Source organism: Catenibacterium sp. GCM10023432, from assembly GCF_042651925.1.
In the GTDB taxonomy this organism is placed as follows: domain Bacteria; phylum Bacillota_I; class Bacilli_A; order Erysipelotrichales; family Coprobacillaceae; genus Catenibacterium; species Catenibacterium mitsuoka.
Window position 1 is genome coordinate 1 of the sequence record NZ_JBHSEB010000043.1, and the last position, 25,123, is coordinate 25,123.

29 protein-coding genes are annotated in these 25,123 nt (G+C 34.4%); 13 read left to right on the forward strand and 16 right to left on the reverse strand.

The window, feature by feature from the left end:
• Positions 1-247: 247 nt before the first annotated feature.
• From ACFOZZ_RS06165 to ACFOZZ_RS06195, 7 genes are all read right to left on the reverse strand, one after another.
• Positions 248-1,201, reverse strand: a complete 954-nt coding sequence (locus tag ACFOZZ_RS06165) for an ABC transporter ATP-binding protein (protein WP_055233628.1) — start codon at positions 1,199-1,201, stop codon at positions 248-250.
• Positions 1,188-2,288: an ABC transporter ATP-binding protein gene (locus ACFOZZ_RS06170; RefSeq protein ID WP_055233627.1), complete on the reverse strand. Its 1,101-nt coding sequence runs from the start codon at positions 2,286-2,288 to the stop codon at positions 1,188-1,190. Before ACFOZZ_RS06170 ends, ACFOZZ_RS06165 begins: the two co-directional genes overlap by 14 nt.
• A gap of 2 nt (positions 2,289-2,290) precedes the next feature.
• A complete protein-coding gene (locus tag ACFOZZ_RS06175; protein ID WP_055233626.1) occupies positions 2,291-3,223 on the reverse strand; it encodes an ABC transporter permease in 933 nt (310 codons plus the stop codon).
• Between the two features lies 1 nt (position 3,224).
• Positions 3,225-4,172 (reverse strand): ABC transporter permease, encoded by a 948-nt coding sequence (locus ACFOZZ_RS06180; protein ID WP_055233625.1) that lies wholly within the window; start codon positions 4,170-4,172, stop codon positions 3,225-3,227.
• Positions 4,173-4,259: 87 nt separating this feature from the next.
• A complete protein-coding gene (locus ACFOZZ_RS06185; RefSeq protein WP_055233624.1) occupies positions 4,260-5,870 on the reverse strand; it encodes a peptide ABC transporter substrate-binding protein in 1,611 nt (536 codons plus the stop codon).
• A gap of 239 nt (positions 5,871-6,109) precedes the next feature.
• Positions 6,110-6,418, reverse strand: coding sequence for a thioredoxin (gene trxA / locus ACFOZZ_RS06190; RefSeq protein WP_006504303.1), 309 nt, complete (start codon positions 6,416-6,418; stop codon positions 6,110-6,112).
• A gap of 48 nt (positions 6,419-6,466) precedes the next feature.
• The gene (locus ACFOZZ_RS06195) at positions 6,467-7,261 is read right to left on the reverse strand and encodes a mechanosensitive ion channel family protein (protein ID WP_376814908.1); all 795 of its coding nucleotides are present in this window, start codon (positions 7,259-7,261) and stop codon (positions 6,467-6,469) included.
• Between the two features lie 116 nt (positions 7,262-7,377).
• Here ACFOZZ_RS06195 and ACFOZZ_RS06200 point away from each other — a divergent pair, with 116 nt between their 5' ends.
• From ACFOZZ_RS06200 to groL, 6 genes are all read left to right on the forward strand, one after another.
• A complete protein-coding gene (locus ACFOZZ_RS06200; protein ID WP_055233622.1) occupies positions 7,378-8,238 on the forward strand; it encodes a DegV family protein in 861 nt (286 codons plus the stop codon).
• Positions 8,239-8,368: 130 nt separating this feature from the next.
• The gene (rnjA, locus tag ACFOZZ_RS06205; RefSeq protein WP_055233621.1) at positions 8,369-10,114 is read left to right on the forward strand and encodes a ribonuclease J1; all 1,746 of its coding nucleotides are present in this window, start codon (positions 8,369-8,371) and stop codon (positions 10,112-10,114) included.
• Positions 10,114-10,911, forward strand: a complete 798-nt coding sequence (locus ACFOZZ_RS06210) for a metallophosphoesterase (RefSeq protein WP_329967567.1) — start codon at positions 10,114-10,116, stop codon at positions 10,909-10,911. Before rnjA ends, ACFOZZ_RS06210 begins: the two co-directional genes overlap by 1 nt.
• Before the next feature lie 82 nt (positions 10,912-10,993).
• Positions 10,994-12,016 carry a lysylphosphatidylglycerol synthase transmembrane domain-containing protein gene (locus ACFOZZ_RS06215; protein ID WP_055233619.1) on the forward strand — a complete coding sequence of 341 codons (1,023 nt, stop codon included), beginning with the start codon at positions 10,994-10,996 and terminating at the stop codon, positions 12,014-12,016.
• A 144-nt stretch (positions 12,017-12,160) separates the two neighbouring features.
• Positions 12,161-12,421 (forward strand): co-chaperone GroES, encoded by a 261-nt coding sequence (locus tag ACFOZZ_RS06220; RefSeq protein ID WP_055233618.1) that lies wholly within the window; start codon positions 12,161-12,163, stop codon positions 12,419-12,421.
• 12 nt (positions 12,422-12,433) lie between these two features.
• Positions 12,434-14,053 (forward strand): chaperonin GroEL, encoded by a 1,620-nt coding sequence (groL, locus tag ACFOZZ_RS06225; RefSeq protein ID WP_278780399.1) that lies wholly within the window; start codon positions 12,434-12,436, stop codon positions 14,051-14,053.
• Positions 14,054-14,078: 25 nt separating this feature from the next.
• Here groL and ACFOZZ_RS06230 read toward each other — a convergent pair whose 3' ends face one another.
• On the reverse strand, positions 14,079-15,266 hold the full coding sequence (locus tag ACFOZZ_RS06230) for a PLP-dependent aminotransferase family protein (protein WP_055233616.1): 1,188 nt from the start codon (positions 15,264-15,266) through the stop codon (positions 14,079-14,081).
• A gap of 53 nt (positions 15,267-15,319) precedes the next feature.
• The gene (chbG, locus tag ACFOZZ_RS06235; RefSeq protein WP_055233615.1) at positions 15,320-16,057 is read right to left on the reverse strand and encodes a chitin disaccharide deacetylase; all 738 of its coding nucleotides are present in this window, start codon (positions 16,055-16,057) and stop codon (positions 15,320-15,322) included.
• A gap of 95 nt (positions 16,058-16,152) precedes the next feature.
• On the opposite strand from chbG, the gene aroE reads away from it, so the two are divergent.
• Genes aroE through ACFOZZ_RS06265 form a run of 6 tightly spaced genes read left to right on the forward strand, consistent with a single transcriptional unit; the run spans position 16,153 to position 20,248 of the window.
• Positions 16,153-17,010: a shikimate dehydrogenase gene (aroE, locus tag ACFOZZ_RS06240; protein WP_055233614.1), complete on the forward strand. Its 858-nt coding sequence runs from the start codon at positions 16,153-16,155 to the stop codon at positions 17,008-17,010.
• Complete coding sequence (locus ACFOZZ_RS06245; RefSeq protein ID WP_055233613.1) at positions 17,007-17,600, forward strand: XTP/dITP diphosphatase; 594 nt, start codon at positions 17,007-17,009, stop codon at positions 17,598-17,600. The genes aroE and ACFOZZ_RS06245 overlap by 4 nt, the downstream gene beginning before the upstream one ends.
• Positions 17,600-18,112, forward strand: coding sequence for a tRNA (cytidine(34)-2'-O)-methyltransferase (locus ACFOZZ_RS06250; RefSeq protein WP_006504316.1), 513 nt, complete (start codon positions 17,600-17,602; stop codon positions 18,110-18,112). The genes ACFOZZ_RS06245 and ACFOZZ_RS06250 overlap by 1 nt, the downstream gene beginning before the upstream one ends.
• Positions 18,099-18,728, forward strand: a complete 630-nt coding sequence (locus tag ACFOZZ_RS06255) for a TIGR01906 family membrane protein (protein WP_278780393.1) — start codon at positions 18,099-18,101, stop codon at positions 18,726-18,728. Before ACFOZZ_RS06250 ends, ACFOZZ_RS06255 begins: the two co-directional genes overlap by 14 nt.
• 60 nt (positions 18,729-18,788) lie before the next feature.
• The gene (locus tag ACFOZZ_RS06260; RefSeq protein ID WP_278780391.1) at positions 18,789-19,421 is read left to right on the forward strand and encodes a cyclodeaminase/cyclohydrolase family protein; all 633 of its coding nucleotides are present in this window, start codon (positions 18,789-18,791) and stop codon (positions 19,419-19,421) included.
• Complete coding sequence (locus ACFOZZ_RS06265; RefSeq protein WP_376814909.1) at positions 19,415-20,248, forward strand: bifunctional 5,10-methylenetetrahydrofolate dehydrogenase/5,10-methenyltetrahydrofolate cyclohydrolase; 834 nt, start codon at positions 19,415-19,417, stop codon at positions 20,246-20,248. Before ACFOZZ_RS06260 ends, ACFOZZ_RS06265 begins: the two co-directional genes overlap by 7 nt.
• Before the next feature lie 23 nt (positions 20,249-20,271).
• On the opposite strand, the gene ACFOZZ_RS06270 is transcribed toward ACFOZZ_RS06265, so the two are convergent.
• The 4 genes from ACFOZZ_RS06270 to ACFOZZ_RS06285 all read right to left on the reverse strand — a co-directional run bounded on the left by ACFOZZ_RS06270 (position 20,272) and on the right by ACFOZZ_RS06285 (position 22,219).
• The gene (locus tag ACFOZZ_RS06270) at positions 20,272-20,460 is read right to left on the reverse strand and encodes a hypothetical protein (protein ID WP_055233609.1); all 189 of its coding nucleotides are present in this window, start codon (positions 20,458-20,460) and stop codon (positions 20,272-20,274) included.
• Between the two features lie 80 nt (positions 20,461-20,540).
• A complete protein-coding gene (gene rbr / locus ACFOZZ_RS06275) occupies positions 20,541-21,125 on the reverse strand; it encodes a rubrerythrin (protein WP_055233608.1) in 585 nt (194 codons plus the stop codon).
• Complete coding sequence (locus tag ACFOZZ_RS06280; protein ID WP_279079656.1) at positions 21,118-21,537, reverse strand: Fur family transcriptional regulator; 420 nt, start codon at positions 21,535-21,537, stop codon at positions 21,118-21,120. The genes rbr and ACFOZZ_RS06280 overlap by 8 nt, the downstream gene beginning before the upstream one ends.
• Before the next feature lie 76 nt (positions 21,538-21,613).
• A complete protein-coding gene (locus tag ACFOZZ_RS06285) occupies positions 21,614-22,219 on the reverse strand; it encodes a PTS sugar transporter subunit IIB (protein ID WP_278780386.1) in 606 nt (201 codons plus the stop codon).
• A 115-nt stretch (positions 22,220-22,334) separates the two neighbouring features.
• Here ACFOZZ_RS06285 and ACFOZZ_RS06290 point away from each other — a divergent pair, with 115 nt between their 5' ends.
• Positions 22,335-23,126, forward strand: coding sequence for a metallophosphoesterase (locus ACFOZZ_RS06290; RefSeq protein WP_278780384.1), 792 nt, complete (start codon positions 22,335-22,337; stop codon positions 23,124-23,126).
• Between the two features lie 56 nt (positions 23,127-23,182).
• Here ACFOZZ_RS06290 and ACFOZZ_RS06295 read toward each other — a convergent pair whose 3' ends face one another.
• The 3 genes from ACFOZZ_RS06295 to ACFOZZ_RS06305 are packed head-to-tail and all read right to left on the reverse strand — an operon-like array spanning position 23,183 to position 25,090.
• Entirely contained in the window at positions 23,183-23,380 is a 198-nt protein-coding gene (locus tag ACFOZZ_RS06295) for a hypothetical protein (RefSeq protein WP_376814910.1), read from the reverse strand.
• A 32-nt stretch (positions 23,381-23,412) separates the two neighbouring features.
• Positions 23,413-24,168: a DeoR/GlpR family DNA-binding transcription regulator gene (locus ACFOZZ_RS06300; protein WP_270396467.1), complete on the reverse strand. Its 756-nt coding sequence runs from the start codon at positions 24,166-24,168 to the stop codon at positions 23,413-23,415.
• A gap of 28 nt (positions 24,169-24,196) precedes the next feature.
• Positions 24,197-25,090, reverse strand: coding sequence for a glycyl-radical enzyme activating protein (locus ACFOZZ_RS06305; protein WP_055233602.1), 894 nt, complete (start codon positions 25,088-25,090; stop codon positions 24,197-24,199).
• Between the last annotated feature and the right edge of the window lie 33 nt (positions 25,091-25,123).

Here is a 25,123-nt window from a genome sequence, read left to right on the forward strand (position 1 = left end):
AGACAAATGCCTATAAAATCAATAAATTCTAGAAAATTTAACTATTTATTGACATTTAATAGTTTGTCTTTTGATTTCTTTATACCATCTTCATACATTTTTTACAGCGAAAAAATGTGCTATCTATACACTTTTTACAGCGAATAAATGTAGTATTATACACTTTTTACAACGTAAAAATGTGTGCTTCAGATATTTTAAAGCGTAAAAAAAGACTATCACACATAAGTGTCATAGTCTTTAAATGTTATAATTTGAAGTTTGCTGCGTCTTTCTTGAACTGTACAACATCTTCATCAGTACCTAATACAAAGTGTGTTTCAGTAATCTGATGCTGAGTACCAGCATTATAATCAAGACCGCTTGTTTCATAATCATAAGAGAATGATTTTCTTACCTTTTCTACTCTTGGGTTAGAATGAGGGATGGCAGATAATAATGATCTTGTATATGGATGGAGAGGATTACTAAAGATTTCATCTGCAGTTCCTGTTTCTACTAAGTGACCTAAATGCAATACACCAATTCTATCAGAGATGTATTTAACCATTGATAAGTCATGAGCAATGAATAAGTAAGCAGCACCTGTTTCTTTCTGCATCTTCTTCATTAGGTTTACAACCTGTGCCTGAATAGATACGTCTAGGGCTGAGATTGCTTCATCGGCAATGATTAGATCAGGGTTCATAATTAAGGCTCTTGCGATACCAATACGCTGTCTCTGACCACCAGAGAACTGGTGTGGGAAACGGTTCGCATGTTCTTTTGATAAACCTACCATTTCAAGAATCTTATAAACCTTTTCTTCTCTTTCTTTTTCATCTTTATAATCATGATGAATATCAAGACCCTGAGCAATAATATCAATAACCTTCTTACGAGGGTTTAAACAAGCCATTGGATCCTGGAAAATCATAGCCATCTTAGTACGTAATGTCTTAAGAGCTTTCTTAGACATCTTACCAGTGATATCTTCACCTTCGAAGATGATCTGACCATCAGTCGGATCATATAATCTAATAATGGCACGACCAGTAGTAGATTTACCTGAACCAGATTCACCTACTAAACCATATGTTTCACCTGGCATGATTTTGAATGAAATACCATCAACGGCTTTTACAGTAAACTTTCTAGTTGGATAGAAATACTGTTTTAAATTCTTGACTTCAAGAATTGGAGTCTGACTATTCTTGTCCATTACTTGGTACACCTTCTTTCATCATGTTATCGATTCTCTTTCTTAATGCTTCAGGCATTTCTACCTTTGGCGCATTTGGATGCATTAACCAGCTGGCTACCTTATGAGTTGTAGAACCTTCTACTTTGAACATAGGTGGTTCAATTCTCTTATCGATATTTAATGCATATTTATTACGTGGTGCGAATGCATCACCTTTGATTTCTTTTGTAACGTTTGGTGGTGAACCAGGAATTGTATATAATTCTGGATCATCAGTATTTAAATCCGGCATTGCTGATAAAAGACCCCAAGTATATGGATGTAAAGGTCTGTAGAAGATATCTTCAATAGAACCTGTTTCTACAATCTTACCTGCATACATAACGTTTACGAAGTCAGCTACCTTAGCAACTACACCTAAGTCATGTGTGATATAAATAACTGAAATATCTTTTTTCTTTTGTAAGTCCTGAATTAATTCAAGGATCTTAGCCTGGATAGTTACATCTAGGGCTGTTGTAGGTTCGTCACAGATTAATACATATGGATCACATGATAAAGCGATTGCGATAACAACACGCTGTCTCATACCACCAGATAACTGATGAGGATAATTCTTCATACGTTTTTCTGCGTTAGTGATTCCTACTTCTTCAAGAAGTTCAACAGCCTTTTTATATGCGTCTTCTTTAGATGTTCCATAATGATACATCATTGGTTCCATGATCTGTTTACCAATTGTCATTGTTGGGTCTAGAGAAGTCATCGGATCCTGGAAGACCATCGCAATCTTACGACCACGGATTTCCTTCTGGATTTCCTTTTCTGTCATCTTAGTAATATCTACTGTATGTTTTTCATCAGTATCTGGATCATGCCAAGTATAGTCGATTGAACCACTTTCAATATTACCATTCTTAGCTAAGATACCCATGATAGCTTTTGTAGTAACTGATTTACCTGAACCAGATTCACCTACAATCGCAATTGTTTCTCCCTTATAAAGGTCTAAGTTAACACCACGGATGGCATTCACTTTCTTACCTTCAACCTTAAAGGAGATATTTAAGTCTCTGATTTTTAAAATTCTTTCTCTGTCAGCCATAATTACATCTCCTTCATAGTAGGATCAAGTGCATCTCTTAAACCATCACCTAATAAGTTGAATCCTAACATTAATACTGCAAGGATAATAGCTGGGATAGTCATCTGAGTTGGATATACTGTGAATACTTCGAAACCTGAGTTGATCAAAGTACCAAGTGAAGCCTGAGGTACAGTTAAACCTAAACCAACGAATGCTAGATATGCTTCATAGAAAATTGCATTTGGGATAGTCATCATAGACATGATGATTAACTGACCAAAGATGTTTGGTAAGATTTCCTTGAATAAGATAAAGATATTGCTTGCACCTAATGTTCTAGAAGCAAGAATGAATTCATCTTCCTTGATTTTTAATACCTGTGCTCTTGTGATACGAGACATAGGAATCCATTCAGTGAAGATTAATGCAAGAATAACGGTATATAAAGAAGGCTTTAATACTGTTAAAAGAATAGTTAATACTACTAGTGTTGGGATAGAGTTGATGATTTCCTGAATTCTCTGAAGGATAGAGTCAACTAAACCACCAAAGTAACCAGAAATTAAACCATAAGTCATACCAACTACGATATCAATAACTACTGCAACTAATGCGATAATTAATGAAATACGAGTACCCTGCCATGTTCTTACGAACAAGTCACGGCCATATTTATCAGTACCGAAGAAATGAGTACCATTTGGAAGAACATTTGCAATAGATGTATCAATTGCATCATATTTCCAATGAGAAATCATTGGTACAAAGATAGCAAGTAAAGCAATGATAATAATACAAGCTAAACCAAAGATTGCACCTTTGTTCTGAGTAAAACGGTAAACAACGTCTTTCCAAGCAGGTCTTGCAGGAGCAACTTCATCAATGTTGATATTCTGTTTATCACCGATAAACTCAAAATCATCTGGCAAAAATTCATACTTCTTGTCATCCATCTTAGTTGTCCCCCTTTCCTAAACGGATACGTGGATCGATAATACCATAAGATACATCGATTACTAACATCATAATGATATACATGAATGCATATAAGAATGAACATGCAACGATGATGTTGTAGTCATTGGCACGGATACTATTAATTAATAGTTTACCTAAACCTGGTACAGAACAGATCTGTTCTACTACCATTGTACCAGTCATCAAGTTAACTAGGATTGGACCTAAGATAGTGATTACTGGAATTAAGGCATTACGTAATGCATGCTTGAAGATTAATGTCTTACGATCTAAACCTTTAGCCATTGCAAGAGTCATATATTCACTATTTAATACAGAAATCATTTCTGTACGAGTGAAACGTGCTACGTTGGCAATAACGCTCATAGATAAAGCGATAACTGGCAATATAGATGAGAAGATTGGATTCATATCATCATACATTGTTGGTAAGATGCGAAGATCATTACTGAACAAGATAACAAGTAATAATGCGAATACGAATGATGGGATAGATACACCTAAGATAGAAATAATAGTTGCGATTGTATCCCAAATAGTGTTCTTGTTTAATGCAGCAACGATACCAAGTAACATACCTACTAATGTACCCAAGATACATGCAGCAATACCATATGCAAATGAAATCTTAGCTGCGTCAAATACTAATTCAGAAACATTCTGATCTTTGTATAAAACATAAGAAACACCGAAGTCGCCTGATAACATATTCTTTAAGTATGTACCATACTGTACAAGAATTGGCTTATCAAGACCATATTTTGCCATAATGACTTTCTGCTGTTCTGGACTCAACTTTTCTGAGTTGAATGGAGAACCTGGCATACAACGAGTCATAATGAACAGAACTGTAAGTATAACAAATAGAGTAATTGCGGAAATCAACAATCTCTTTAAGATATACCTAATCATGGATTTATCCATATAAATATCACACCTTTCATTTGAAAAAGAAGAACACATTATAGCAAGAGCTATAATGTGTTTATTCTCACTATGTTCTGTTTACTCTTATTTAATAGTTACGTATTTGAATGTATAAGGAACACCAACTGGTGAATGAACAACTCCTTTTACATTCTTAGCCTTTAATGCTGCAGCACCCTTTTCGAATACTGGAATATAAGCTAAATCATCAAGTGCAGTCTTTTCTACCTGAGTCATTAAGTCCCAACGTTTATTTAAGTCTGATTCAGCCTGAACCTGTTTCATTAATGAATCAACTTTAGCATTGCTGTACTTACCATAGTTATTCTGGTTACCAGTTAAGAATAAGTTTAGGTAAGTAGTTGGATCAGCATAGTCTGGACCCCAACGAGTACATGCAATCTGATAGTTACCATTTGCCTGTCTGTTGTAAATTCTGTCTTTCTTAACAGTTGCAACCATGTTTACCTTTAAGCCTTTTAACTTAGTGAATGAACCCTGTAAGTATTCAGCCATAGTATCCATTGGTGATTCATCAGTACCATATAATAAATCAACTGTGATTGTATCAGTACCTAATTCTTTCTTAGCTGCATCTAAGTATTCCTGAGCCTTCTTAACATCGTAACCTACAATATCACCTGCAGTATCACGGAAGTCTTTACCAGCTGGGCTCTTAGATAACTGGGATGGAACAAAACCAGTAGCAGCTCTAGAACCATCCTTTAAGACGTTTTCACATAAGTCTTTTCTGTTAATTGCGTAAGATAATGCTTCTCTTACATTCTTATCAGCAATTGTCTTATTGTTGAAGTTTAAGCTTAAGTAGAATAAGAAACCTTCATTGAATGTTGTGAAAGTATCTTTATCTTTATACTTATCTACTAATGTAGAGTTGATTGTTGCATAGTCAACTTTACCATTGTCAAAGTTCTGTGCAGCAGTCTTAGGATCCTGTACTAGGAACATTTCAAGGTTCTTAGTCTTAACTGCTTTTGCATCATAGTACTTATCGTTCTTAGTGAATGTTGCTTTGTTACCTTTGATCCACTTAGTCATCTTATAAGCACCATTAGATAATGTGTATTCTGGTTTAGTACCATAGTTCTTACCACATTTTTCAACGAACTTTTCGTTCTGTGGGAAGTAGCATGGGAAAGCCATTAAATCTGTGAAATATGGAACCTTGTTGTTTAATTCAACAACTAAAGTCTTATCATCAACTGCTTTAACACCTAAAGTGTTCATCTGTTCATCAGTTGCCTTTGGGCCTAGGTCAATCAACTGACTCGCATTCTTAACTGATGCACCATCATCACCTAACATGTAAGCATAGTTACCTGCATTTTTAATAATTCTCTTCCAAGAATAAACGAAATCGTTGGCAGTGACTTTATCACCATTTGACCACTTAGCATCTTTTAAGTGGAAAGTGTAAGTCTTACCATCAGCACTTACATCCCAGTTCTTAGCTAATGCTGGAACTGTCTTGCCTTTTTCATTGACTGCTGTTAAGCCGTCTGTGATTGCGTGGATTGCGTTGTATGACATACCATCATCAACTACTGTAGAATCCATACCCTGGATATCTAATTCACTTGCAAATCTGAAAGTATCTGTATCAGTTTTGCTTCCACATCCAGCAAGTAACGCTGCTGCCATACTTGCAGCAACTAAAACCTTTACTGTCTTCATAATTTTCCCCTCCATAATGGATATAATTGTATGATAGCATCCAACTATCATGAAAAACATCTTACACTTTTTGTGTATACATGTCAATATTCATGAGCACAAATCTTTGTGCATTTCATGAATCTTATTTACTAATTTGTCTTTTCCACAAATTGATCGATTTATATATTTTTTGCACTTAATTTATTATCATAAAGAGAAAAATCAGGCGTTTAAAAAAGGCACCAATCAGGTGCCTCTTAGTCCATAAATGGGTTGATTTTATCAAGGATCGCATCCTTATTCGCAAAGCCAATAATCTGTGTAACAGCCTTTCCTTCTTTAAAGAAAATCATGTTTGGAATTGACTGGACACCGTATTTTGATGCTAAATCAAGTTCATTGTCTACATTGACCTTAACAACAGTTAACTGATCATTTTCAGCATCTAATTCTTCTAATACTGGGCCAACCATCTTACAAGGGCCACACCAGTCTGCATAGAAGTCTACTAATACATACTTATTGTTTAATGCTTCATTAAAACCGTTCTGATCTACAATTTTCATATTCTTCACCTCACCTATATTTAAACAGATTGAAGAATATTCCGCAACTTATTTGCTTAGATGAATATCGTAGGTCGTATAGGCAAGTTCTATGCCTTCTTCGTTGAAACGCTTATTCATATTTTCAAGCAAACTACATCTAAGTGTTTCATAGTTTTCTGTAGCTGCCCATACTCTGAGCGTAAAGCTTAATGCACTATCCTTATATTCTGTCATATTCACAAATGGTGGAATATCATGGAGACAATAAGGATTAGATAAAGCTTCTTCCATAATAACCTTCTTAACTAATTCTGTATCACTATCCATCACAACATCGAAGTTTAAATCTACACGACGCATTTCTTCACTTGAATAGTTCACAAGTGTTGAATGAGCAAGGTGTGAATTAGGAATCACAATCTTCTTATTATCTAAAGTAAGTAGGTTTGTATAGAGTAAAGAGATTTCCTGAATTCTTCCTGTTACACCTGCCACCTCAATAAGGTCTCCTTTAGAAAAAGGTTTCGCAAGTAGGATGATGATACCATCAAAGAAGCTTGCGAGTGAGTCTTTAATAGCAAGTGCAAAAGCAGCAGAAGCTGCAGTGAAGATAGCAAGAATAGAATTTGTATTAATACCAAGCTGTGATAAAGCCATAATCGCAATAATCACAATAAAGACTGTCTTGATGATTGTCTTAAAGAAGTTTAATACAATTTCATCCTGGGATGATTTCTCAATGAATTTTGTAAATAACTTATCAAAAATCTTATATACAATATATCCAATAACTATAATGATAAGGGCTTGAAGAGCTTTCTCTCCCATGCTATAAAGTGTTTTTAAGTATTTTTCTACCATTTCTGTAACTCCTTTCATATGCATTCACGATAATTCGTCTACCTTGATTAGTCAAGAAAATGTTGATTTATTCCTCAAAATTGTTAAAATTGAGTTTGACTGAAGGAGGTCCTTGTATGAAAATTGCAATCATGACAGATAGTAACTCTGGCATTACACAAAAAGAAGCAAATGAATTAGGTATCTATTGTATTCCGATGCCTTTCACTATAGATGGTAAAGAATATGAAGAAGATATCAATTTAACACAAGAACATTTCTATGAAAAATTAATGGGCGGCGCAGAAGTGTTTACTTCACAGCCTACAATTGGGATTATCGCAAAGAAGTGGGATGAAATATTAAAAACACATGATGCTATTATTCATATTCCTATGAGCAGCGGCTTATCTGGAAGTTGTCAGACAGCAATGATGATGGCGGATGAAGATCAGTATAAAGGGAAAGTGTTTGTTGTGGATTCTCAAAGAATCTCAGCTACACAAAAAGCTGATGTTCTAGATGCTATTGCTATGGCAAATAAGGGATATGGTGCCAAAGAGATTTATGATTATCTTATGAACAATAAGATGAATGCCACTATCTATATTACTGTAGATACCCTTGAATATTTAAAGAAGGGTGGGCGTTTATCACCTGCTGCTGCAACGCTTGCGGGTTTACTAAAGATTAAGCCTATTCTTACTATTCAGGGTGAAAAGTTAGATAAATATGGTACTTCACGTACTATGAAAAAAGCTCGTAAGATGATGATTGACCAGGTAAAACAGGATATTAGTGATCGTGGCTGGGGTGATGATTATGAAGTAGCATGTGTTTATTCTTATGATAAAGAAGCTGCTTTAGATTATTTAGAACAAATGAAAGAAGCATTTCCAGATAAAGAGGTCATCTTTGACCGTTTATCATTAAGTGTTGCTTGTCATATCGGTCCAGGTTCGCTTGCAATAGCTGCCTATAAGAAAGGTTCTTATTAAGATGTTCGATAGAACATCTTTTTTTTAATTTTTTCTTGTATTCCCTTACAACATTGATTATTCAGTTTTTTTATATTATTATTTTAATGAGTGATTTTACATTATTTGAGAAAGAGGTGGATAGTAGTTTATGTCAGTCAATAATACTGAAAAGAAAAAGACATTCAAACCTCATCGTTCTAAAAGAAGATTCCCTTCAACACATCATAATGTTAAAACACAAGGGACAAAAATATTCGCATTAGGCGGTTTGAATGAGGTTGGTAAGAATACTTACTGCATTGAATGCAATGATGAAATGATTATTATTGATGCAGGTGTTAAGTTTGCATCTGAAGGTCTTCCTGGGATTGATTATGTTATTCCAGATTATACTTATTTAAGAAAGAATAATAAAAAGATCAAGGGATTGTTTATTACACATGGTCATGAAGACCATATTGGTGGTATTCCTTTCTTATTAAGACTAGTGAATATTCCATTTATTTATGCTTCACCATTGGCTTGTGCCATGATCAGAAGAAAACTAGAGGAGCATCATCTCACTCATGTGACTAAGATGATTCCTATTACTCACGAAAGTTCTATCAAAACTAAATATTTTAATATTGGTTTCTTTAATACTAACCATTCTATTCCTGAATCTATGGGAATCATTGTGAATACACCTGATGGACGTATTATAGAAACAGGTGACTTTAAGTTTGACTTATCTCCTGTAGCAAATCCTGCTGATTATCAGATTATAAGTTTCTTAGGTGAAACAGGTGTTGATTTATTAATGAGTGATAGTACAAATGCTGAAGTACCTACATTCTCTATTAGTGAAAAGACAGTGGCTTCACAAGTACAAGAAGAATTCAGAAAGACTGAAGGACGTATTATTGTTGCAACATTCGCATCTAATATACATAGAGTACAGCAGATTGTAGAAGCAGCTGTTAAGTTTAATCGTAAGATCCTTGTATATGGACGTTCAATGGTCAACAATATTGATGTTGCAAGAAAAATGGGTTATATCAAATGTCCTGATCGTTTCTTTATTAAGAATGATGAAGCAAGATATCTTCCTGATAATGAAATCTTGATTCTATGTACTGGATCTCAAGGTGAAGCACTTGCAGCCTTAAATAGAATTGCGAATGGTACACATCGTCAGATTAAGATTAAGCCCGGGGATACAGTGTTATTCTCATCTAACCCTATTCCAGGCAACCAGTCTTCTGTATCACGTTTGATTAATAAATTATATCGTTCTGGGGCAAGAGTTCTTGAAAACTCTATGATCAGTAACCTTCATACTTCAGGACATGCATCTCAGGAAGAACAGAAACTGATGATGTTATTGACTAAGCCTAAGTACTTCTTCCCTATTCATGGTGAACACAAGATGCTTTGCATTCATAAGAAATTATATGAAGAAGTAGGCGGACAAGCTGATCATGCATTTGTATTAAGTAATGGGGATTGCTTATGCTTAAAGGATCATGAAGTATTCCAGACAAGAGGTGTACATGCAGATGATATTTATGTAGATGGTAATGATTTAACTGGTTTATCTACTGCAGTATTACATGACCGTCAGATTTTAAGTGAAGATGGTATGGTTGCAGTTCTAATTAGTATGGATTCACATGCTGGTATTTTACTTCATAAGCCAGTCATCATGAGCCGTGGATTTGTATATATGAAAGATAGTAAGCCTATGATTTATGGTGCTGAAATGGCTGTAGATCGTAAGCTACGTGCTTTATTACAGGAAAAGACAACATTTGGAGAAATTAAGAATACAATTAGAGAAACATTAACAACTTATTTCTATACTAAGACAAAAAGAAGACCGATGATTATTCCTGTCATCATGAATAAGAAATAATGAAGAAACAGAAAATTATTCGTACTGGTATTCTTGCTATTATTGTCTTAGCATTGGTGTTGTTTGGTGGTTATACATGTCTCTTTTCTAGAACACATTATTCTTTTTCAAGAATGAATTATAGTTCTAATTTGTTACCTGATGGTTTTAAAGGTTTCAAGATAGTCAATTTATCCGATGTCCACATTACTACATCTAAGGATATTGATCGTCTTGAACAGATTGTAGATGAGATTGAAGATCAAAGTTATGATATGGTTGTTTTTACTGGTGATCTGTATGAAGGCAAACCTATTGAAGATACAAAAGTACAGAAGATCTTAAAGAAGCTTCAGCCTGGATATGGTAAGTTTGCAGTATTAGGTGATGAAGATCATGCCCATGCTGATGAAGTGACTAATATCCTTAATGAGGGTGGATTTGAAGTATTAAACAATAGTACACGTACAATTCATTATCGTAATAGTTCTTTTATCCTTTATGGACAGTCTCTTAACAGCCAGGAAGGTATTCCTGATTACGATGGTTTTGTCCTTACTTTAAGTCATTATCCTGACAGTTTTATTCAAAACAAAGGACATACACAATTACAGTTATCTGGGCATAGTAATGGCGGTACCATCTGGTTCCCAGGTATTGGGCCACTTGTAAAATGTAAAAATGCAATCACTTATAATCATGGCACTTATACAGAAAATAATTCTGAACTTATTGTAAGTAATGGTATTGCACCACGTAAGAACTATCATTTTAAAGTATTATGTGAAAATGAAATTATTATGATTACATTCGAGTAGGGATTTTTATCCCTACTCTTTTTTTGCTTTCATATAACAAGTAAGATTGGTAAAATAGAGATAGGGAAATGAGGTGATTCCCATGAAAACAAAGAAGAGCTATATCTTGAATATTGCGTTAATTCTTGTGATTAGTGGTATTTCTTTATATTTATCAGTAGGTTCTGAAGTTTCTACTGTATTTAAGACAATTACAACAGCGCATCCTTTCTGGCTATTCATCTTATGTTTCATCATGTTTATGTATTATGTATTTGACGGACTGGCTACTATGATCTTTGCGCGTTTCTATAAAAAAGACTTTACTCTCAAAGAAGGTTTTGTGAATGGACTTGTAGGTACTTTGTTTAGCGGTTTAACACCTTCTTCTTCCGGAGGACAGTTTGCCCAGGTGTTCGTATTTAATAACCAAGGCATCTCTCCTGCAATATCTACAAGTATATTACTTATGTGCTTTATTAGTTATCAAATAGTGATCATGGGCTTTACAGCTGTGATTATGATAGTGGATTCAGCCTACTTCCTTGATAAAGGTGTTGGTGTATCTTCTATGGCAGCCGTAGGATTTCTTATTAATGCGGTAGTGACTATTCTATTATTTGCCGGAGCTAAGAGTAAGAAGTTCCAGAACTTTATAGTAGATAAAGTAGTTTATCTACTATCTAAAACACCACTTATAAAAGATTATGAATCGACATGCTTTAGAATTCAGAATTATTTCAGTGAATTTAGAGAACAGATGAATGTACTACAGAAAAATAAAAAAGCATTATTACAGACAGTATTATGTAATGTAGTGAAACTTACAATCATTTACTCTACACCATTCTTTTCTTGTCTTGCTTTAGGTATTAAGGTTCCTTTCAACTTATTCGTACAGTTCCTGGGACTTGCATCCATTATTAATCTCATTAATACATTCCTCCCTATTCCTGGTGCATCAGGTGGTAGTGAAGGATGTTATATGATCTTGTTTGGTTTTCTTGGTCGAGCAAATGCCTCTAGTTCTATGTTCTTATGGCGTTTCTTCTCTTTCTATTTTGGATTAATATTAGGTATGATCACATTCATAGTTGCAAAGGATACAAAACGAAAAGACGATTAAGTCACTCTTAGGAGTGGCTTTTTTGTGCATTATCATTCAATCTGCCCAAAAATAAATTAGCACTTGCCTTGACAAAGTGCTAAAACGAACTATAATACTTTTTAGCACCTAGATAAATAGAGTGCTAATGAGGAGGAATAAAAAATGTTGAAACCTTTGAATAAGAATATCGTATTAAAAAAAGAGGAAGTAGAAAACAAGACTGCAAGTGGTATTATTCTCACTACTGAGACAAAGAGTCTTCCTACTGTTGGAGAAGTTGTGGCTGTAGGTCCTCAATGTGAAAATGATTTAAAAGAAAAAGATCGTGTTGTATTCAAGGAATACTCAGGTACTAAAGTTAAACTTGATGGTATTGAATATATTGTGATAGACGAGAAAGATGTTCTCGCATGTATTGAATAGGAGGAATGAACTATGAGTAAAGAAATACGTTTTTCTAGTGATGCACGTCAATCTATGTTGAAGGGTGTGAATACTCTTGCTGATGCAGTGAGTGTCACACTTGGTCCTAAAGGTAGAAATGTGGTATTAGAGAAGAGCTATGGTTCTCCTTTAATTACGAACGATGGTGTTTCTATTGCCAAGGAAATAGAGTTAGAAGATCATTTTGAAAATATGGGTGCTAAGTTAGTCTATGAAGTAGCCAATAATACAAATGATATTGCAGGTGATGGTACAACAACTGCCACAATACTTGCGAGAGATATGATTGTGAATGGTATGAAGCAGGTTGAAAAAGGTGCAAACCCTGTACTTATGAGAGAAGGGATTGAAAGAGCCTCTAAAGCAGTGGCTGAAGTATTATTAAAGAATTCTCATAAAGTAGAAACAAGCAGGGATATTGCATCTGTAGCCACTATTTCTTCTTCTAATAGTCATATTGGTGAATTGATTGCTCAGGCTATGGAAAAAGTTGGTAGAGATGGTATTATCAACGTAGATGAATCTAATAGTTTTGATGATGAATTAGAAGTGAATGAAGGTATGCAGTATGATAAGGGTTATGTATCTCCTTATTTTGTAAGTGATACAGATAAGATGGAAGTAGAAATGGATAATCCATTGATCTTAGTCACTAATCAGAAGATTACTAATTTACAAGAAATCCTTCCACTACTTGAACAGGTATTAAAAACTAATAAGCCATTATTACTTGTTGCAGAAGATTATGAAAATGAAGCGATTTCTTCTCTTGTATTGAATAAGTTAAGAGGTGCCTTTAATGTCGTAGCAACTAAAGCTCCAGGATTTGGTGATAAACAGAAAGAAATGTTGGAGGATATTGCAGTATTAACTGGTGCTAAATTCTACAACAAAGACCTTAATATGAAGCTTTCTGATTTAACTATTGAAGATCTTGGTACAATCAAGAAAGTGATTGTAAAGAAGGATAATACAACTCTTATTGGACATAGTTCTAGTGAAGCAGTGAATAAGCGCGTAGAAGAATTAAAGACACAATTAACTCATATTAAGAGTGATTATGAAAAGAAGACTTTAAAAGAACGTATTGGTAAATTATCTAACGGTGTTGCAACAATTAAAGTCGGTGCTACAACTGAAGCAGAATTAAAAGAAAAGAAATTAAGAATTGAAGATGCTCTCAATGCGACTAAGGCCGCTGTAGATGAAGGTATCGTTGTTGGTGGTGGTGCTGCGTTAGTAGAAGCCTATGAAGAATTAAAGAATCAGGTCAGAGATACGAATGTAGATATCCAGAAGGGTATTAATGTAGTCATGAATTCTTTATTTGCACCTCTTACTCAGATTGCAATCAATGCTGGTTATGATGAAGAAGAAATTGTATCTATCCAGAAGAATGCTGAAAAGGACTTTGGATTTGATGCAAAGACAGGTGACTGGGTCAATATGTTTGAAGCAGGCATTATTGATCCTACTAAAGTCACTCGTAGCGCATTATTAAATGCCGCTAGTATTTCAGCCTTGTTCTTAACAACTGAAGCAGGTGTGGCAGAACTTCCTAAGAAAGAAGAATCACAACAGCCTGTTATGCCACAAGGTGGCATGTATTAAAAAAAAGCCAGAAATGGCTTTTTTTTTACTTACAGAATTGATATGTTAGTTCTCCTAAAATCTGGATACCTTTTTCGATATTCTCCATAGAAGCAGCTGAGAAGTTCATACGAATAGATTGACATGGCTTAGTACTATCTACCATGAACTCATTACCTGGCACGATGGCTACATGCTTCTTAATAGAAGCCTGAACGAATTCTGGCATACTTACACCATCAGGCAGATCAAACCATATAAACATGCCACCTTCTGGTTCAATGACATGAATAGAAGGATGGAAATACTTCTTGATCATCTCTAACATGAAGTTACATTTCTTTGCATAAAGAGACTGCAAATGTTTAATATGTGCATCCATATCTGTTTCTCTTAAGAATGCATCCATCATATATTGTGAGAGATTGTTTGTATGATTATCACCTGATTGTTTAGCCATAAAGAGCTTAGAAATAATATCTTTACTTGCACAGATGATTCCTGTACGCATACCTGGTGAGATAATCTTAGAAAGACTGGCTGCATAAACAACACGATGGTCTTGATCTAAAGATTTAATAGAAGGTACTTCTTCGCCTGTAATACGTAAATAACCATAAGGGTTATCTTCTAGAATAACTACATCATACTTTACTGCAAGGTTATAGATTTCTTTTCTTTTTTCTAGAGATGTTGTGACTCCGGTAGGATTCTGGAAGTTAGGAATTGTATAGAATACCTTTGGTCCTTTCTTAAAGGCTTCTTCTAGTTCTTCTAGGTTTACACCATCTTCTTCTAAAGAAACACCAAGCAGCTTTGCCCCATTACATTTAAATGAGTTTAAAGCACCTAAATAACTTGGATTCTCTACTACAACATAATCTCCTTCATCACAGAATATCTTAGACACAAGATCTAAGCCCTGTTGTGATCCTGTTGTAATAATAATATCATCATCACTTGTACATATACATTCATGCTTATTAATGAATGACTTAGAAGATTCTATTAAACCTGTATACCCCTGGGCAGAGCCATACTGCAAAACTTCATAAGTTTTTTCTTGAAGAATCTTATGTCCTACTTCTTCTAGCTTTTCCTGTGGAATAGCTTCTGGATCAGGGAATCCACTCGCAAAACTAATATAGTCTACCGTACCATTCTCACTTGCATCAGCCATGACACTTCTAATGGCTGATTTTTTTACGTAATTCATCTTATCTGCGTATCTCATATATGTCACTCCATTCACTTTTTTCTCATTCTACTACTATTATTTAAAAATACCTAATTATTTTTTATGTCTGCATAAGTTATAATCTGAATATCGTGATCCTGGATGTACTGTTTGAATGCATCACTCTTAAGTAATTCTAATTCCTTGATGCGACTCATATTGTAGCTAGATACGTTCATCAGTCTCTCATCAACTAAAGCAGGATGACAAACAATTTCTACTGTATCATAGCCTTCTGTTGAACAGATTTCTTTGAATGTTTCAAAGCTTACACCATCTTTATAAAATTCACAACGTGCTGGGAAGTAGTTTTCATCCACATATCTTGTTTGTCTGATAGGAAGGTTATATTCCTTGGCAAGACGCTTGATGACTTCCAATTGTCTATGTTCCATATGAACATAATGATGAGAATCTAGATGTGTAGGAAGATGTCCTGTGTGTGCAATGAAAGCTTCTATCTGTGCTTTCCATTCTTCATAGACTTCATCTGGTTCTCCATCTGGAAATCCATCTTCATAAGCACTAGGTCTTAAGAAGTTCCCCGCTTCATCTGTATAGCTTTTCTTGCCAGATAATAATGGTTTACCTGCAGTTAAAGTTAAATGAACACCAATTCCTAAATTTGGATATGCCTTTGCCTTGTCTAGGGCCCATGAAGCATATGGCATATTCATCATGACTGTAGTGGAACTTACAATTCCTTGTTCGTGTGCAAGAAGGATACCTAGGGAGTTTCCTTCACACATACCGAAATCATCAGCATTAATAATTAATTTCTTGATCATACTTTTCACCTCTAGAATCCATTGTACTAAATATTATAAGAACAGTCACACAGAACGATAAAATGATGTATAATACAAGACAAAAGGAGACTGTTATGAAAAATACAATTACTGGATATACAGGTTTATATGGGGTTGTCGCAAATCCTATTAAACATTCTTTTTCACCAATGATGCATAATACTGCATTTCAAACATTAGGTATTAATGATGTTTATCTTGCATTTGAAGTGACTAAAAATCAGTTAGATGATTATATTACGTCTGTTAAGACATTACCTATTAAGGGATACAATATTTCTATGCCTTATAAACAGGATATGATGAAATATATGGATGAACTCACAACACAGGCAAAACTTGCGAAGAGTGTCAATACGGTAAAGAATGAGAATGGTAAACTCATTGGTCATATTACTGATGGAGAAGGTTTTGTGATGGCCTGCCGTGATAAAGGATGGGGTATTGCGAAGCATAAAATTGTAGTACTTGGTGCAGGTGGTGCAGCAAGTGCAATTATTATTTCTCTTGCATTAGCGGGTGCTAAGGAAATTGTGGTTTATAATCGTTCTGATAAGCCATTTATTAAAGAACTCAATGAGAAATTAGATTGCCCTATTACTTTAAAGAAAATTGATCAGGAAAGTATTAAGGAAGATTTAAAGAATACTTATTTATTAGTTAATACAACTAGTGTTGGTATGGCACCTCATCCTGAAGGATGTATTATTGAGAGTGCTGATATGTTACCTGATGGTTTAAAGGTGGCAGATATTATTTATAACCCTAAGGAAACAAAGCTATTAAGTTATGCAAGACAAAGAGGTCTTGATTATATGAATGGAGAACGTATGATTGTCTATCAAGGTGCATGTTCTTTTAAATTCTGGACAGGAAAGGATATGCCTATCCATGAAGTCAAAGTAGCGTTAGGAATGGAGGAAAGCGAATGAAAGAGATCGTAGTTGCAACAACAAATAAAGGAAAACTTAAAGAGATTTCTGCAATGTTGGAAAAGTTAGGGATTGAAGTAAAGTCTATTAAAGATATATTAGGTTATAATCCTGATATTGAAGAAACAGGGACTACTTTTACAGAAAATGCAGTGATTAAAGCTGAAACAGTGATGAATATGATTCATATGCCTACTCTGGCAGATGATTCTGGTTTAGAAGTAGATGCATTAGATAAACAGCCTGGTATTTATTCTTCTCGTTTTATGGGTGAAGATACAAGTTATGATATTAAGAATCAGTGGATTATTGATGCCGTTAAAGATAAAGAAGATAAGACAGCACGTTTCGTATGTGCGATGGCTTTGGCTATTCCTGATGAAGAAACAAAGACTTTCCTAGGTACTTTTGAAGGAAAAATCAATGATTGTATTGATGGTGAAAATGGCTTTGGTTATGATCCTATTTTCTATTATCCACCATTAAAGAAGACTTCTGCAGTGATGACTATGGAAGAAAAGAATAAAGTCTCTCATCGTGCAAAGGCATTAAAGGCTTTATATGATTATTTAGAGGAGGAACATAAATAATGAATCATGTTGTATTAGTACATCCTGCGATTCCACAAAATACAGGTAATATTATGAGAACATGTGCAGCGACACATACACCTTTACATATTATTAAGCCTACAGGGTTTAAGTTAAATGATCCAAGAATGAAAAGAGCGGTTATGGATTATTTTGATCATCTCACTTTTAAGGTTTATGAAAACTTTGAAGAGTTTGAAAAAGAGAATCCTGGTATTTATCATTTCTTTACACGTTATTCTAAAAAAGTATATAGTGAAGATGATTTTAAACAGGAAGGCGAACATTATCTTTTCTTTGGTCATGAGCATGATGGTATTCCTCATGATATCTTAAAGAAGTATATTGATGATTGTGTACGTATTCCAATGTATGGAGATTCACGTAGCTTGAACTTATCTAATACTGTAGCCATTGGTGTTTACGAAGCATTAAGACAGCAGGGTTATCCTGATTTATCTACAGTAGAGGTTCAAAAGGGAGAAGATTTCTTATACAATGAAGAAATTTAAAGGTATTCTTTTAACTGTATGTTTGACCTTTTTGATTATTGATTGTGCTATTTTATTAGTGACTTTTGTCCCTGTATTGTATCCTTCTTCATTAATAGCCTCTAATATTGGGGTAAGTGAAAAGATAGTAAGAGAAAGTTATATGACAATTATCCACTATTTAAGTCTATTCTCACATAAAGCACTTTCTACTCCTGCTTTTCCTATGACTAAAAATACAGCTTTTCATTTTTATGAAGTGAAGGTATTAATGAATCGTTTAGAAATTATTGGGTTAGTGGTACTGATTGGTACTATTTATCTCATCTACTCTACAGTCAAAGAGAATGATTATAGACCTTTTAAATGGGCAGGATTCACTACTTTAGGACTCGTATTTATTGTAGGTGGAACAGCCTATGTTGATTTTGATGGGGCATTCACAATGATGCACCATATCCTTTTCAACAATAACTACTGGCTGATTAATCCTGATATTGATCCTATTATCAATATCTTTCCTGAAAGTTATTTTGTGACATTAGGGATTGCGCTATTTAGTTTGATTGGTATCGGTATTATCATTAATTTAGGTGTATATTTCAAACATATTTATTGCATTAATACAAATAAATGAGTATAATTTATGAAAAATAGACACGAGGTTCTCGTGTCTTTTCGTATGAGGGAGTTAAAAATGAAAGAAATGATTAAAGACTTCTTAGATGAGTTATCTTCATCTTCACCTACTCCTGGTGGTGGAGGTGCTTCAGGACTAGTGGGCGCTATTGGATGTGCTTTAGGACTCATGGTAGGTAACTTAACTGTAGGTAAGAAGAAATATAAAAATGTAGAAGATGAAATAAGAGAAATCATAGAGAAGTTAGAAGACTTAAAGAAGAATCTTGTAACTTCTGTAGATGATGATGCAGAAAACTTTAAGCCTCTTGCAGAGGCTTATAGACTTCCTAAGAATACTGAGGAAGAAAAGAAACATAAAGAGTTTGTGATGGAGTCATGTTTATTGGATGCATCTCTTGTACCATTACAGATCATGGATTTAAGTTATCAGTCTTTAAAGTTATTTTCTACTTTAAATGAGAAAGGTTCAGTGATGGCAATCAGTGATGTAGGTGTTGGTGTACAATGTTTACGTAGTGCGTTGACTGGCTCTATTATGAATGTCTATATTAATACGAAGTCTATGAAAAATAGAGAAATAGCTGAGAAGATGAATAAACGTGCTGAGAAGCTATTAGTTGAAGGGCAACTGCTTGCAGATGAAATAACTAATAGTGTTATTAAAAAGTTAGGAGGAATGTCATGTTAGAGTTAAGAGGAAAAAAGGTTTCTGATGGAATTAAAGAATATGTAACAAAAGAGTTAGAAACATTATCTTTTGTACCTAAGCTTGCGATTGTGAGAGTGGGTGAAAAACCTGATGATATGAGTTATGAGCGTGGTGCAACTAAGAAATTAAAGTCGTTTGGTTTAGATGTGGCTTCTTATGTTTTCCCACAGGATATCAGTGATGAAGATTTCAAGAAAGCTTTTAAAGATATTAACGAAGATGATGAAGTGACAGGAATTTTATTATTAAGACCACTTCCTCTTACTATTAATGAAAAAGATATTGAAAATATGATTGATCCTAAAAAGGATTTAGATGGTATTTCTCCTATTAATATTGCGAAGGTGTTTAAAGGAGATACAAGTGGTTTTTCTCCATGTACTGCAGAAGCAGTTATTGAAGTATTAAAGGCATATGATATTGAGTTAACAGGTAAAAGAGTGACAGTAGTAGGTAGAAGTATGGTTGTAGGTAAACCTGTGTCTATGCTGCTTCTTAAAGAGAATGCGACAGTAACTATGACTCATACAAGAACTGTTGATTTAAAGAAGACATGTTCTGATGCAGAAATTGTGATTGCGGCTGCAGGACGTGCAAAGATGTTAAATAGTGATTATTGTGGACAGGATGCCGTGATGATTGATGTAGGAATCAATGTGGATGAGAATGGTAAGTTATGTGGTGATGTAGACTATGCGACTCTTGATGGCAAAGCCTCTGCCGCTACCCCTGTTCCTGGTGGTGTTGGTACTGTCACAACTGCAGTACTTGCAAAACATTTAATCCAGGCAGCTAAAATGCGTTAAAGACCTCTTTCGAGGTCTTTTTATTATGGTCTTCTCCATTTTCTATAAATCCAATACCCTTTCACAATTGAAAGCGCAAATAACACAGCAGCCACAATAATCAATATCTCTGATGCTTTTGTATGAATATAGACGATCATTGTGACTAGCAAAAATACTGATAATACGATCGCATAGATGAAATCTAACAGATAGAGTATCTTTCCTTTCATATCGTGTCCCCTCCTTGTTATTATCATAGCACTCTAAGCAAGAAAAAAGACAGCTTTCGCTGTCTTTGCACACAATTATATTAATCAAAGAATTTGTATTCTTCAAAGTAAGCCTGTGGATGGTTACAAGCTGGACATACTGTAGGAGCTTCTAAAGATTCTACGACAAATCCACAGTTGTTACATTTCCATAGTACTTTATGATCTTTCTTGAATACTGTGCCGTCTTCAATCTGTTTAGCAAGTTTTAAGTATCTTTCTTCATGCATCTTTTCAGCCATAGCGATGGCTCTTAAGATAGCTGCGATTTCAGGTAATCCTTCTTCTTCAGCTTTATTAGCAAATTCTGGATACATATGTGTCCATTCTTCGTTTTCACCAGCAGCTGCAGCTTTTAAGTTTTCTACAGTTGTACCCATTAATACTGGGAATTCACCAGCAACAGGTAATGTTTCGCCCTGAGCAGCAGTGTTCATAAGCTTCATTAAACGTTTCGCATGTTCTTTTTCCTGGTTTGCTGTTTCTTCAAAGATTTTAGACACTTCTACATAACCTTCTTTTTTCGCAATACTAGACCAGAAAGTATAACGATTTCTTGCCTGTGATTCACCTGCAAATGCAGCCATTAGATTCTTTAATGTTTCAGTACCTTTTAAATTAGACATTTTCTTTATCCTCCTTCATATTCTTACAATCATTACAGATTCCTTGAAATAACATATCAACATGTGTGAGGTGTACTTGATCTAGTTCTTCTATATCATGAACAAGTTCATCAAATGCACCATGTGGAATATGTATATCCACAATCTTTCCACATTTTGAACATACCATATGATGATGTGGTGTCACATTAGCATCGTAATGTACAGTAACACGATCTATATTTAATTTTCTGATATACCCATTTTCAACTAAAACATTCAGATTACGATAAACAGTACCTAGTGATATATCCGGAATGATTCTTCTTACATGAGAATAAATAACTTCTGCTGTAGGATGCGTGTGATCATTCACGAGCATATCATATATCGTATCTCGCTGCTTAGATCTTCTAAGTCTTGTCTCCGCCATATGTTCCATTCTCCTAATCAGTAATGATTACTACTATTAGTATACTATTTACTAGTAAGAATGCAAGCCAGATACATTATTTTGACAAAATTGTATGTATAAGTGTATAGAAATCATTGGTTGCATAAACAAGAGGATCAATTACATACACAGGAACAGAAACAATAGACTCTATATCCCCCTTTAAATGCATGACTGAAGGGGATAAATAAAGTGCATCATAGTCTCCTTCTACTTCTTCTAATGAAGAAAGACTCACTGATTCCACTTCTAGATTAGACTTTTCTATTATCAGACTTTCTTTCATTAAACTAATTAAATAACTAGAAGAAAAGCCATCCTGGTCTACAATCCCTACTTTCACACGTTTAGGGTCTGCATCTCTTAAAAAGACAACCATAAAATCTTTATAATAAGATAAGAACTGGGATAAGCTCTTTAAAGTATAATGGAGATAGAAATAGATTTCTTTCCCTTCTTCATCTGTAATCTGTTCTTCAATAATGCCATTATGCCAGACAGTTAAAAAAGCAACACGATTCTTCAAATAAAAACGTACAGTATGATAGTCTTTAGTGTCTTCAATAATGTCACATCTGACATTTTTCATATTCTTTCTTGTATAGTAATAAGACCATTTAAAAACAATCATTAAATAGGTCTTTTGATAAAATTCATCCATATCCCTCACCTGTAATAATCATATCATAATTCAACTATTTTTTTTGAGGATTATGTTCTGTTTTGCATTCCTTTTTGGGTATGATAAAATGTATTTGAGAGGCAGGTGAGTATTAGTGAAGAGAATTTTTGTCATGTCTGATTTACATGGACAATTTGTGTTATTGCAGCTGATGCTCAATAAGATTCAATTCACTGATGAAGATGAGTTATATATCCTAGGTGATATTATGGATCGTGGTCCTAATTCAATTGATATATATTACTTTGTGAAAGCAATGCCTAATGTTCATATGATCAAGGGTAATCATGAAATCATGATGAGACAATCTTTAGCAGCCAGCTTAAAATATAATGATTTAGATTCTGATTTGAATAATGCATATCGTTTATGGAAACAGAACGGTGCTACAGGTACTGTAAATAGTATAAGAGAGTTCTTACAGAAGGATTCTATTCCTTATGAGGAATATTTTGATATAAAGAAAGAGTTTATACAGGAAATTATTGATTTTATTGATAGTCTACCTAACTATATAGAACTAGATTATCAGGGCAAGCATTATGTGATGGTGCATGCAGGAGTGGATCCTGAGGTAACCAATATAGAAGATAGTGATCCTGAATTACTTGCCTGGATTAGAGAATATTTCTATATGAACCCATGTAATCCTGATTATACTTATATATTTGGTCATACGCCTTTATGTTATGTGAATGATGATCATTCTTTTAATATCTGGTATGATCCTGATTATCATAATAAGATTGGTATTGATGGTGGACTCGCTGTGGCAGATAGAGGACAATTAAATTGTTTATGCTTAACAGATGGTTCTTCTTATAAGATACCTTATAAGGATGGTCAGCCAGGAGAATTACAACGCATTATAAAAGACTTAAAGTAAAACGGAAGGGAATGATGAATCCCTTCCGTTTATTCGTTTATCTAAATAGAAATTGATTATTTTTTAAACATCAATAGTATTTCATCTGTTGGCTGATCCAAATTATGTTCTTGTAAATACTTTGTTAAGCCATGTAAATCATACGATGTAAATTCTGTACTACATTTTTCACCATCTTCTAAATCCCCAACATATAAACCTTCAAAACCCGGCTCAAATATTGGATCTGGTATAGGTTCAAATTTATCCTTCATTATTCATCACCCCTCGTATTTATTAATTAGAATCACTCATTTTCTATAGTTAGTAATGTTTTATTTTCTGACAACAAATGTGTTTTGATATCTTCGGGAATATGATCATCAGTAATGATTGTATCAATACGTTCTTTTAACTGAAGAGGTACTACACCATGTGAATTGAACTTTTCACTTTCAGTTAAGACAATAATATGTTCTGCCTGTTCAGCCATATCTCTAACAGCCTGTGCACGCAAATGATCACTATTGGTGAAACCTACACGAGGATTATAACCATCGGCACCAATAAACAACTGGTCTACACAGAAGTTTTGCGCACATTGTGCCACGATAGGTCCTACCATAACCTGTGAATCTTTCTGGTAAGCACCACCTAGAAGAATCACATTGGTATTCTTTTTATCGCGAATATATCCTGCAATAAAAGCACTGTTAGTCACAATAGTGACATCTCGTTTCTCTGATGCAATTGTATCTGCAAGAATCGCACAGCAGCTCCCGCTTTCAATCATGATGGTATCTCCATCATGAATAAGTTCTGCGGCTTTTTGTGCAATTCTTTTCTTTATTTCATAATGATACGCTAAGCGTCCATTGATATCATCCTTGTTCGCAAGAATGGCATAGCCATGTCCTCTTTTAATAATCCCTTTTTCTTCAAGTGCATCTAAGTCTTTACGTATAGTGACATTGGATACCCCAAGTATTTGAGATAATTCATTGACTTCTATTTTCTTTTCTTTTGTAAGTAGTTCTAATATTTTATTATAGCGGTCTTTCATAGATTACCTCCGCACTCATTATATTAATCTAGAAGTAACAATTCAACCCACACTTGATAAACTCATTTTGATAATCTACTAAATCTTCAGGATGCAATGCTTGCACTTCATGAAGCTTATAGTCTTTACCAAGTAGTTTATATTTGTTTTCACCAAATTGATGGAATGGAAGAAGCTGTACATCTTTTGCGCCTGCTTCTTTAATACATGTTGCGAGTTCTTTCGCATCTTCTAATGTTTCATTAAAGCCAGGAATAACAGGTATTCTAGGTAACACATTCAGTCCCTGTTCAATAGCCCATTTGAAGTTCTTTTGAATGACTTCATTTGTGACATGTGTTCCCTTCTTATGCTTCATTGGATCAGCCTGTTTTACATCAAATAGTAAAAGATCAAATAAAGGGGCTGCTTTCTTAAACTTCTCATGATCCACAATACCTGTTGTTTCAATCGCAAGATGAAGTCCTTTTTCTTTTAATGCATGGACAAGAGCCATCATGAAATCATATTGCACCATGGCTTCTCCACCAGATAAAGTAACACCACCATTAGATTCTTCATAGAAATCAATGTCCTGCATACAGATATCAACAACTTCTTCTACAGTCTTGATTTCACCTTCCTGTGTTAAGGCTTTACCAGGGCAGGCTTTAACACATTCCATACAATGATCACATGTTTTATGATCAATTCGAATCAAGCCATCTTCCATCTTTATAGCACCTTTGGGACAGGTATGTACACATGTCGCACAATGAAGACATTTCTCATTATTGTATAAAACCTGAGGACTCACTGCCTGACTCTCAGGATTAGCACACCATTCACATCTTAATGGACATCCTTTAAAAAATACTGTTGTACGAATACCAGGTCCATCATGAATACTAAATTTCTGTATATTAAATATAATTCCTTCCATATCATATCCCTCTTTTCGCTTCTATCCTATCAT

Coding starts and splice junctions, on each gene's coding strand:
- ACFOZZ_RS06165 (WP_055233628.1), bottom strand. CDS start 1,201: ATGGACAAGAATAGTCAGACTCCAATTCTTGAAGTCAAGAATTTAAAA.
- ACFOZZ_RS06170 (WP_055233627.1), bottom strand. CDS start 2,288: ATGGCTGACAGAGAAAGAATTTTAAAAATCAGAGACTTAAATATCTCC.
- ACFOZZ_RS06175 (WP_055233626.1), bottom strand. CDS start 3,223: ATGGATGACAAGAAGTATGAATTTTTGCCAGATGATTTTGAGTTTATC.
- ACFOZZ_RS06180 (WP_055233625.1), bottom strand. CDS start 4,172: ATGGATAAATCCATGATTAGGTATATCTTAAAGAGATTGTTGATTTCC.
- ACFOZZ_RS06185 (WP_055233624.1), bottom strand. CDS start 5,870: ATGAAGACAGTAAAGGTTTTAGTTGCTGCAAGTATGGCAGCAGCGTTA.
- trxA (WP_006504303.1), bottom strand. CDS start 6,418: ATGAAAATTGTAGATCAGAACGGTTTTAATGAAGCATTAAACAATAAG.
- ACFOZZ_RS06195 (WP_376814908.1), bottom strand. CDS start 7,261: ATGGTAGAAAAATACTTAAAAACACTTTATAGCATGGGAGAGAAAGCT.
- ACFOZZ_RS06200 (WP_055233622.1), top strand. CDS start 7,378: ATGAAAATTGCAATCATGACAGATAGTAACTCTGGCATTACACAAAAA.
- rnjA (WP_055233621.1), top strand. CDS start 8,369: ATGTCAGTCAATAATACTGAAAAGAAAAAGACATTCAAACCTCATCGT.
- ACFOZZ_RS06210 (WP_329967567.1), top strand. CDS start 10,114: ATGAAGAAACAGAAAATTATTCGTACTGGTATTCTTGCTATTATTGTC.
- ACFOZZ_RS06215 (WP_055233619.1), top strand. CDS start 10,994: ATGAAAACAAAGAAGAGCTATATCTTGAATATTGCGTTAATTCTTGTG.
- ACFOZZ_RS06220 (WP_055233618.1), top strand. CDS start 12,161: ATGTTGAAACCTTTGAATAAGAATATCGTATTAAAAAAAGAGGAAGTA.
- groL (WP_278780399.1), top strand. CDS start 12,434: ATGAGTAAAGAAATACGTTTTTCTAGTGATGCACGTCAATCTATGTTG.
- ACFOZZ_RS06230 (WP_055233616.1), bottom strand. CDS start 15,266: ATGAGATACGCAGATAAGATGAATTACGTAAAAAAATCAGCCATTAGA.
- chbG (WP_055233615.1), bottom strand. CDS start 16,057: ATGATCAAGAAATTAATTATTAATGCTGATGATTTCGGTATGTGTGAA.
- aroE (WP_055233614.1), top strand. CDS start 16,153: ATGAAAAATACAATTACTGGATATACAGGTTTATATGGGGTTGTCGCA.
- ACFOZZ_RS06245 (WP_055233613.1), top strand. CDS start 17,007: ATGAAAGAGATCGTAGTTGCAACAACAAATAAAGGAAAACTTAAAGAG.
- ACFOZZ_RS06250 (WP_006504316.1), top strand. CDS start 17,600: ATGAATCATGTTGTATTAGTACATCCTGCGATTCCACAAAATACAGGT.
- ACFOZZ_RS06255 (WP_278780393.1), top strand. CDS start 18,099: ATGAAGAAATTTAAAGGTATTCTTTTAACTGTATGTTTGACCTTTTTG.
- ACFOZZ_RS06260 (WP_278780391.1), top strand. CDS start 18,789: ATGAAAGAAATGATTAAAGACTTCTTAGATGAGTTATCTTCATCTTCA.
- ACFOZZ_RS06265 (WP_376814909.1), top strand. CDS start 19,415: ATGTTAGAGTTAAGAGGAAAAAAGGTTTCTGATGGAATTAAAGAATAT.
- ACFOZZ_RS06270 (WP_055233609.1), bottom strand. CDS start 20,460: ATGAAAGGAAAGATACTCTATCTGTTAGATTTCATCTATGCGATCGTA.
- rbr (WP_055233608.1), bottom strand. CDS start 21,125: ATGTCTAATTTAAAAGGTACTGAAACATTAAAGAATCTAATGGCTGCA.
- ACFOZZ_RS06280 (WP_279079656.1), bottom strand. CDS start 21,537: ATGGCGGAGACAAGACTTAGAAGATCTAAGCAGCGAGATACGATATAT.
- ACFOZZ_RS06285 (WP_278780386.1), bottom strand. CDS start 22,219: ATGGATGAATTTTATCAAAAGACCTATTTAATGATTGTTTTTAAATGG.
- ACFOZZ_RS06295 (WP_376814910.1), bottom strand. CDS start 23,380: ATGAAGGATAAATTTGAACCTATACCAGATCCAATATTTGAGCCGGGT.
- ACFOZZ_RS06300 (WP_270396467.1), bottom strand. CDS start 24,168: ATGAAAGACCGCTATAATAAAATATTAGAACTACTTACAAAAGAAAAG.
- ACFOZZ_RS06305 (WP_055233602.1), bottom strand. CDS start 25,090: ATGGAAGGAATTATATTTAATATACAGAAATTTAGTATTCATGATGGA.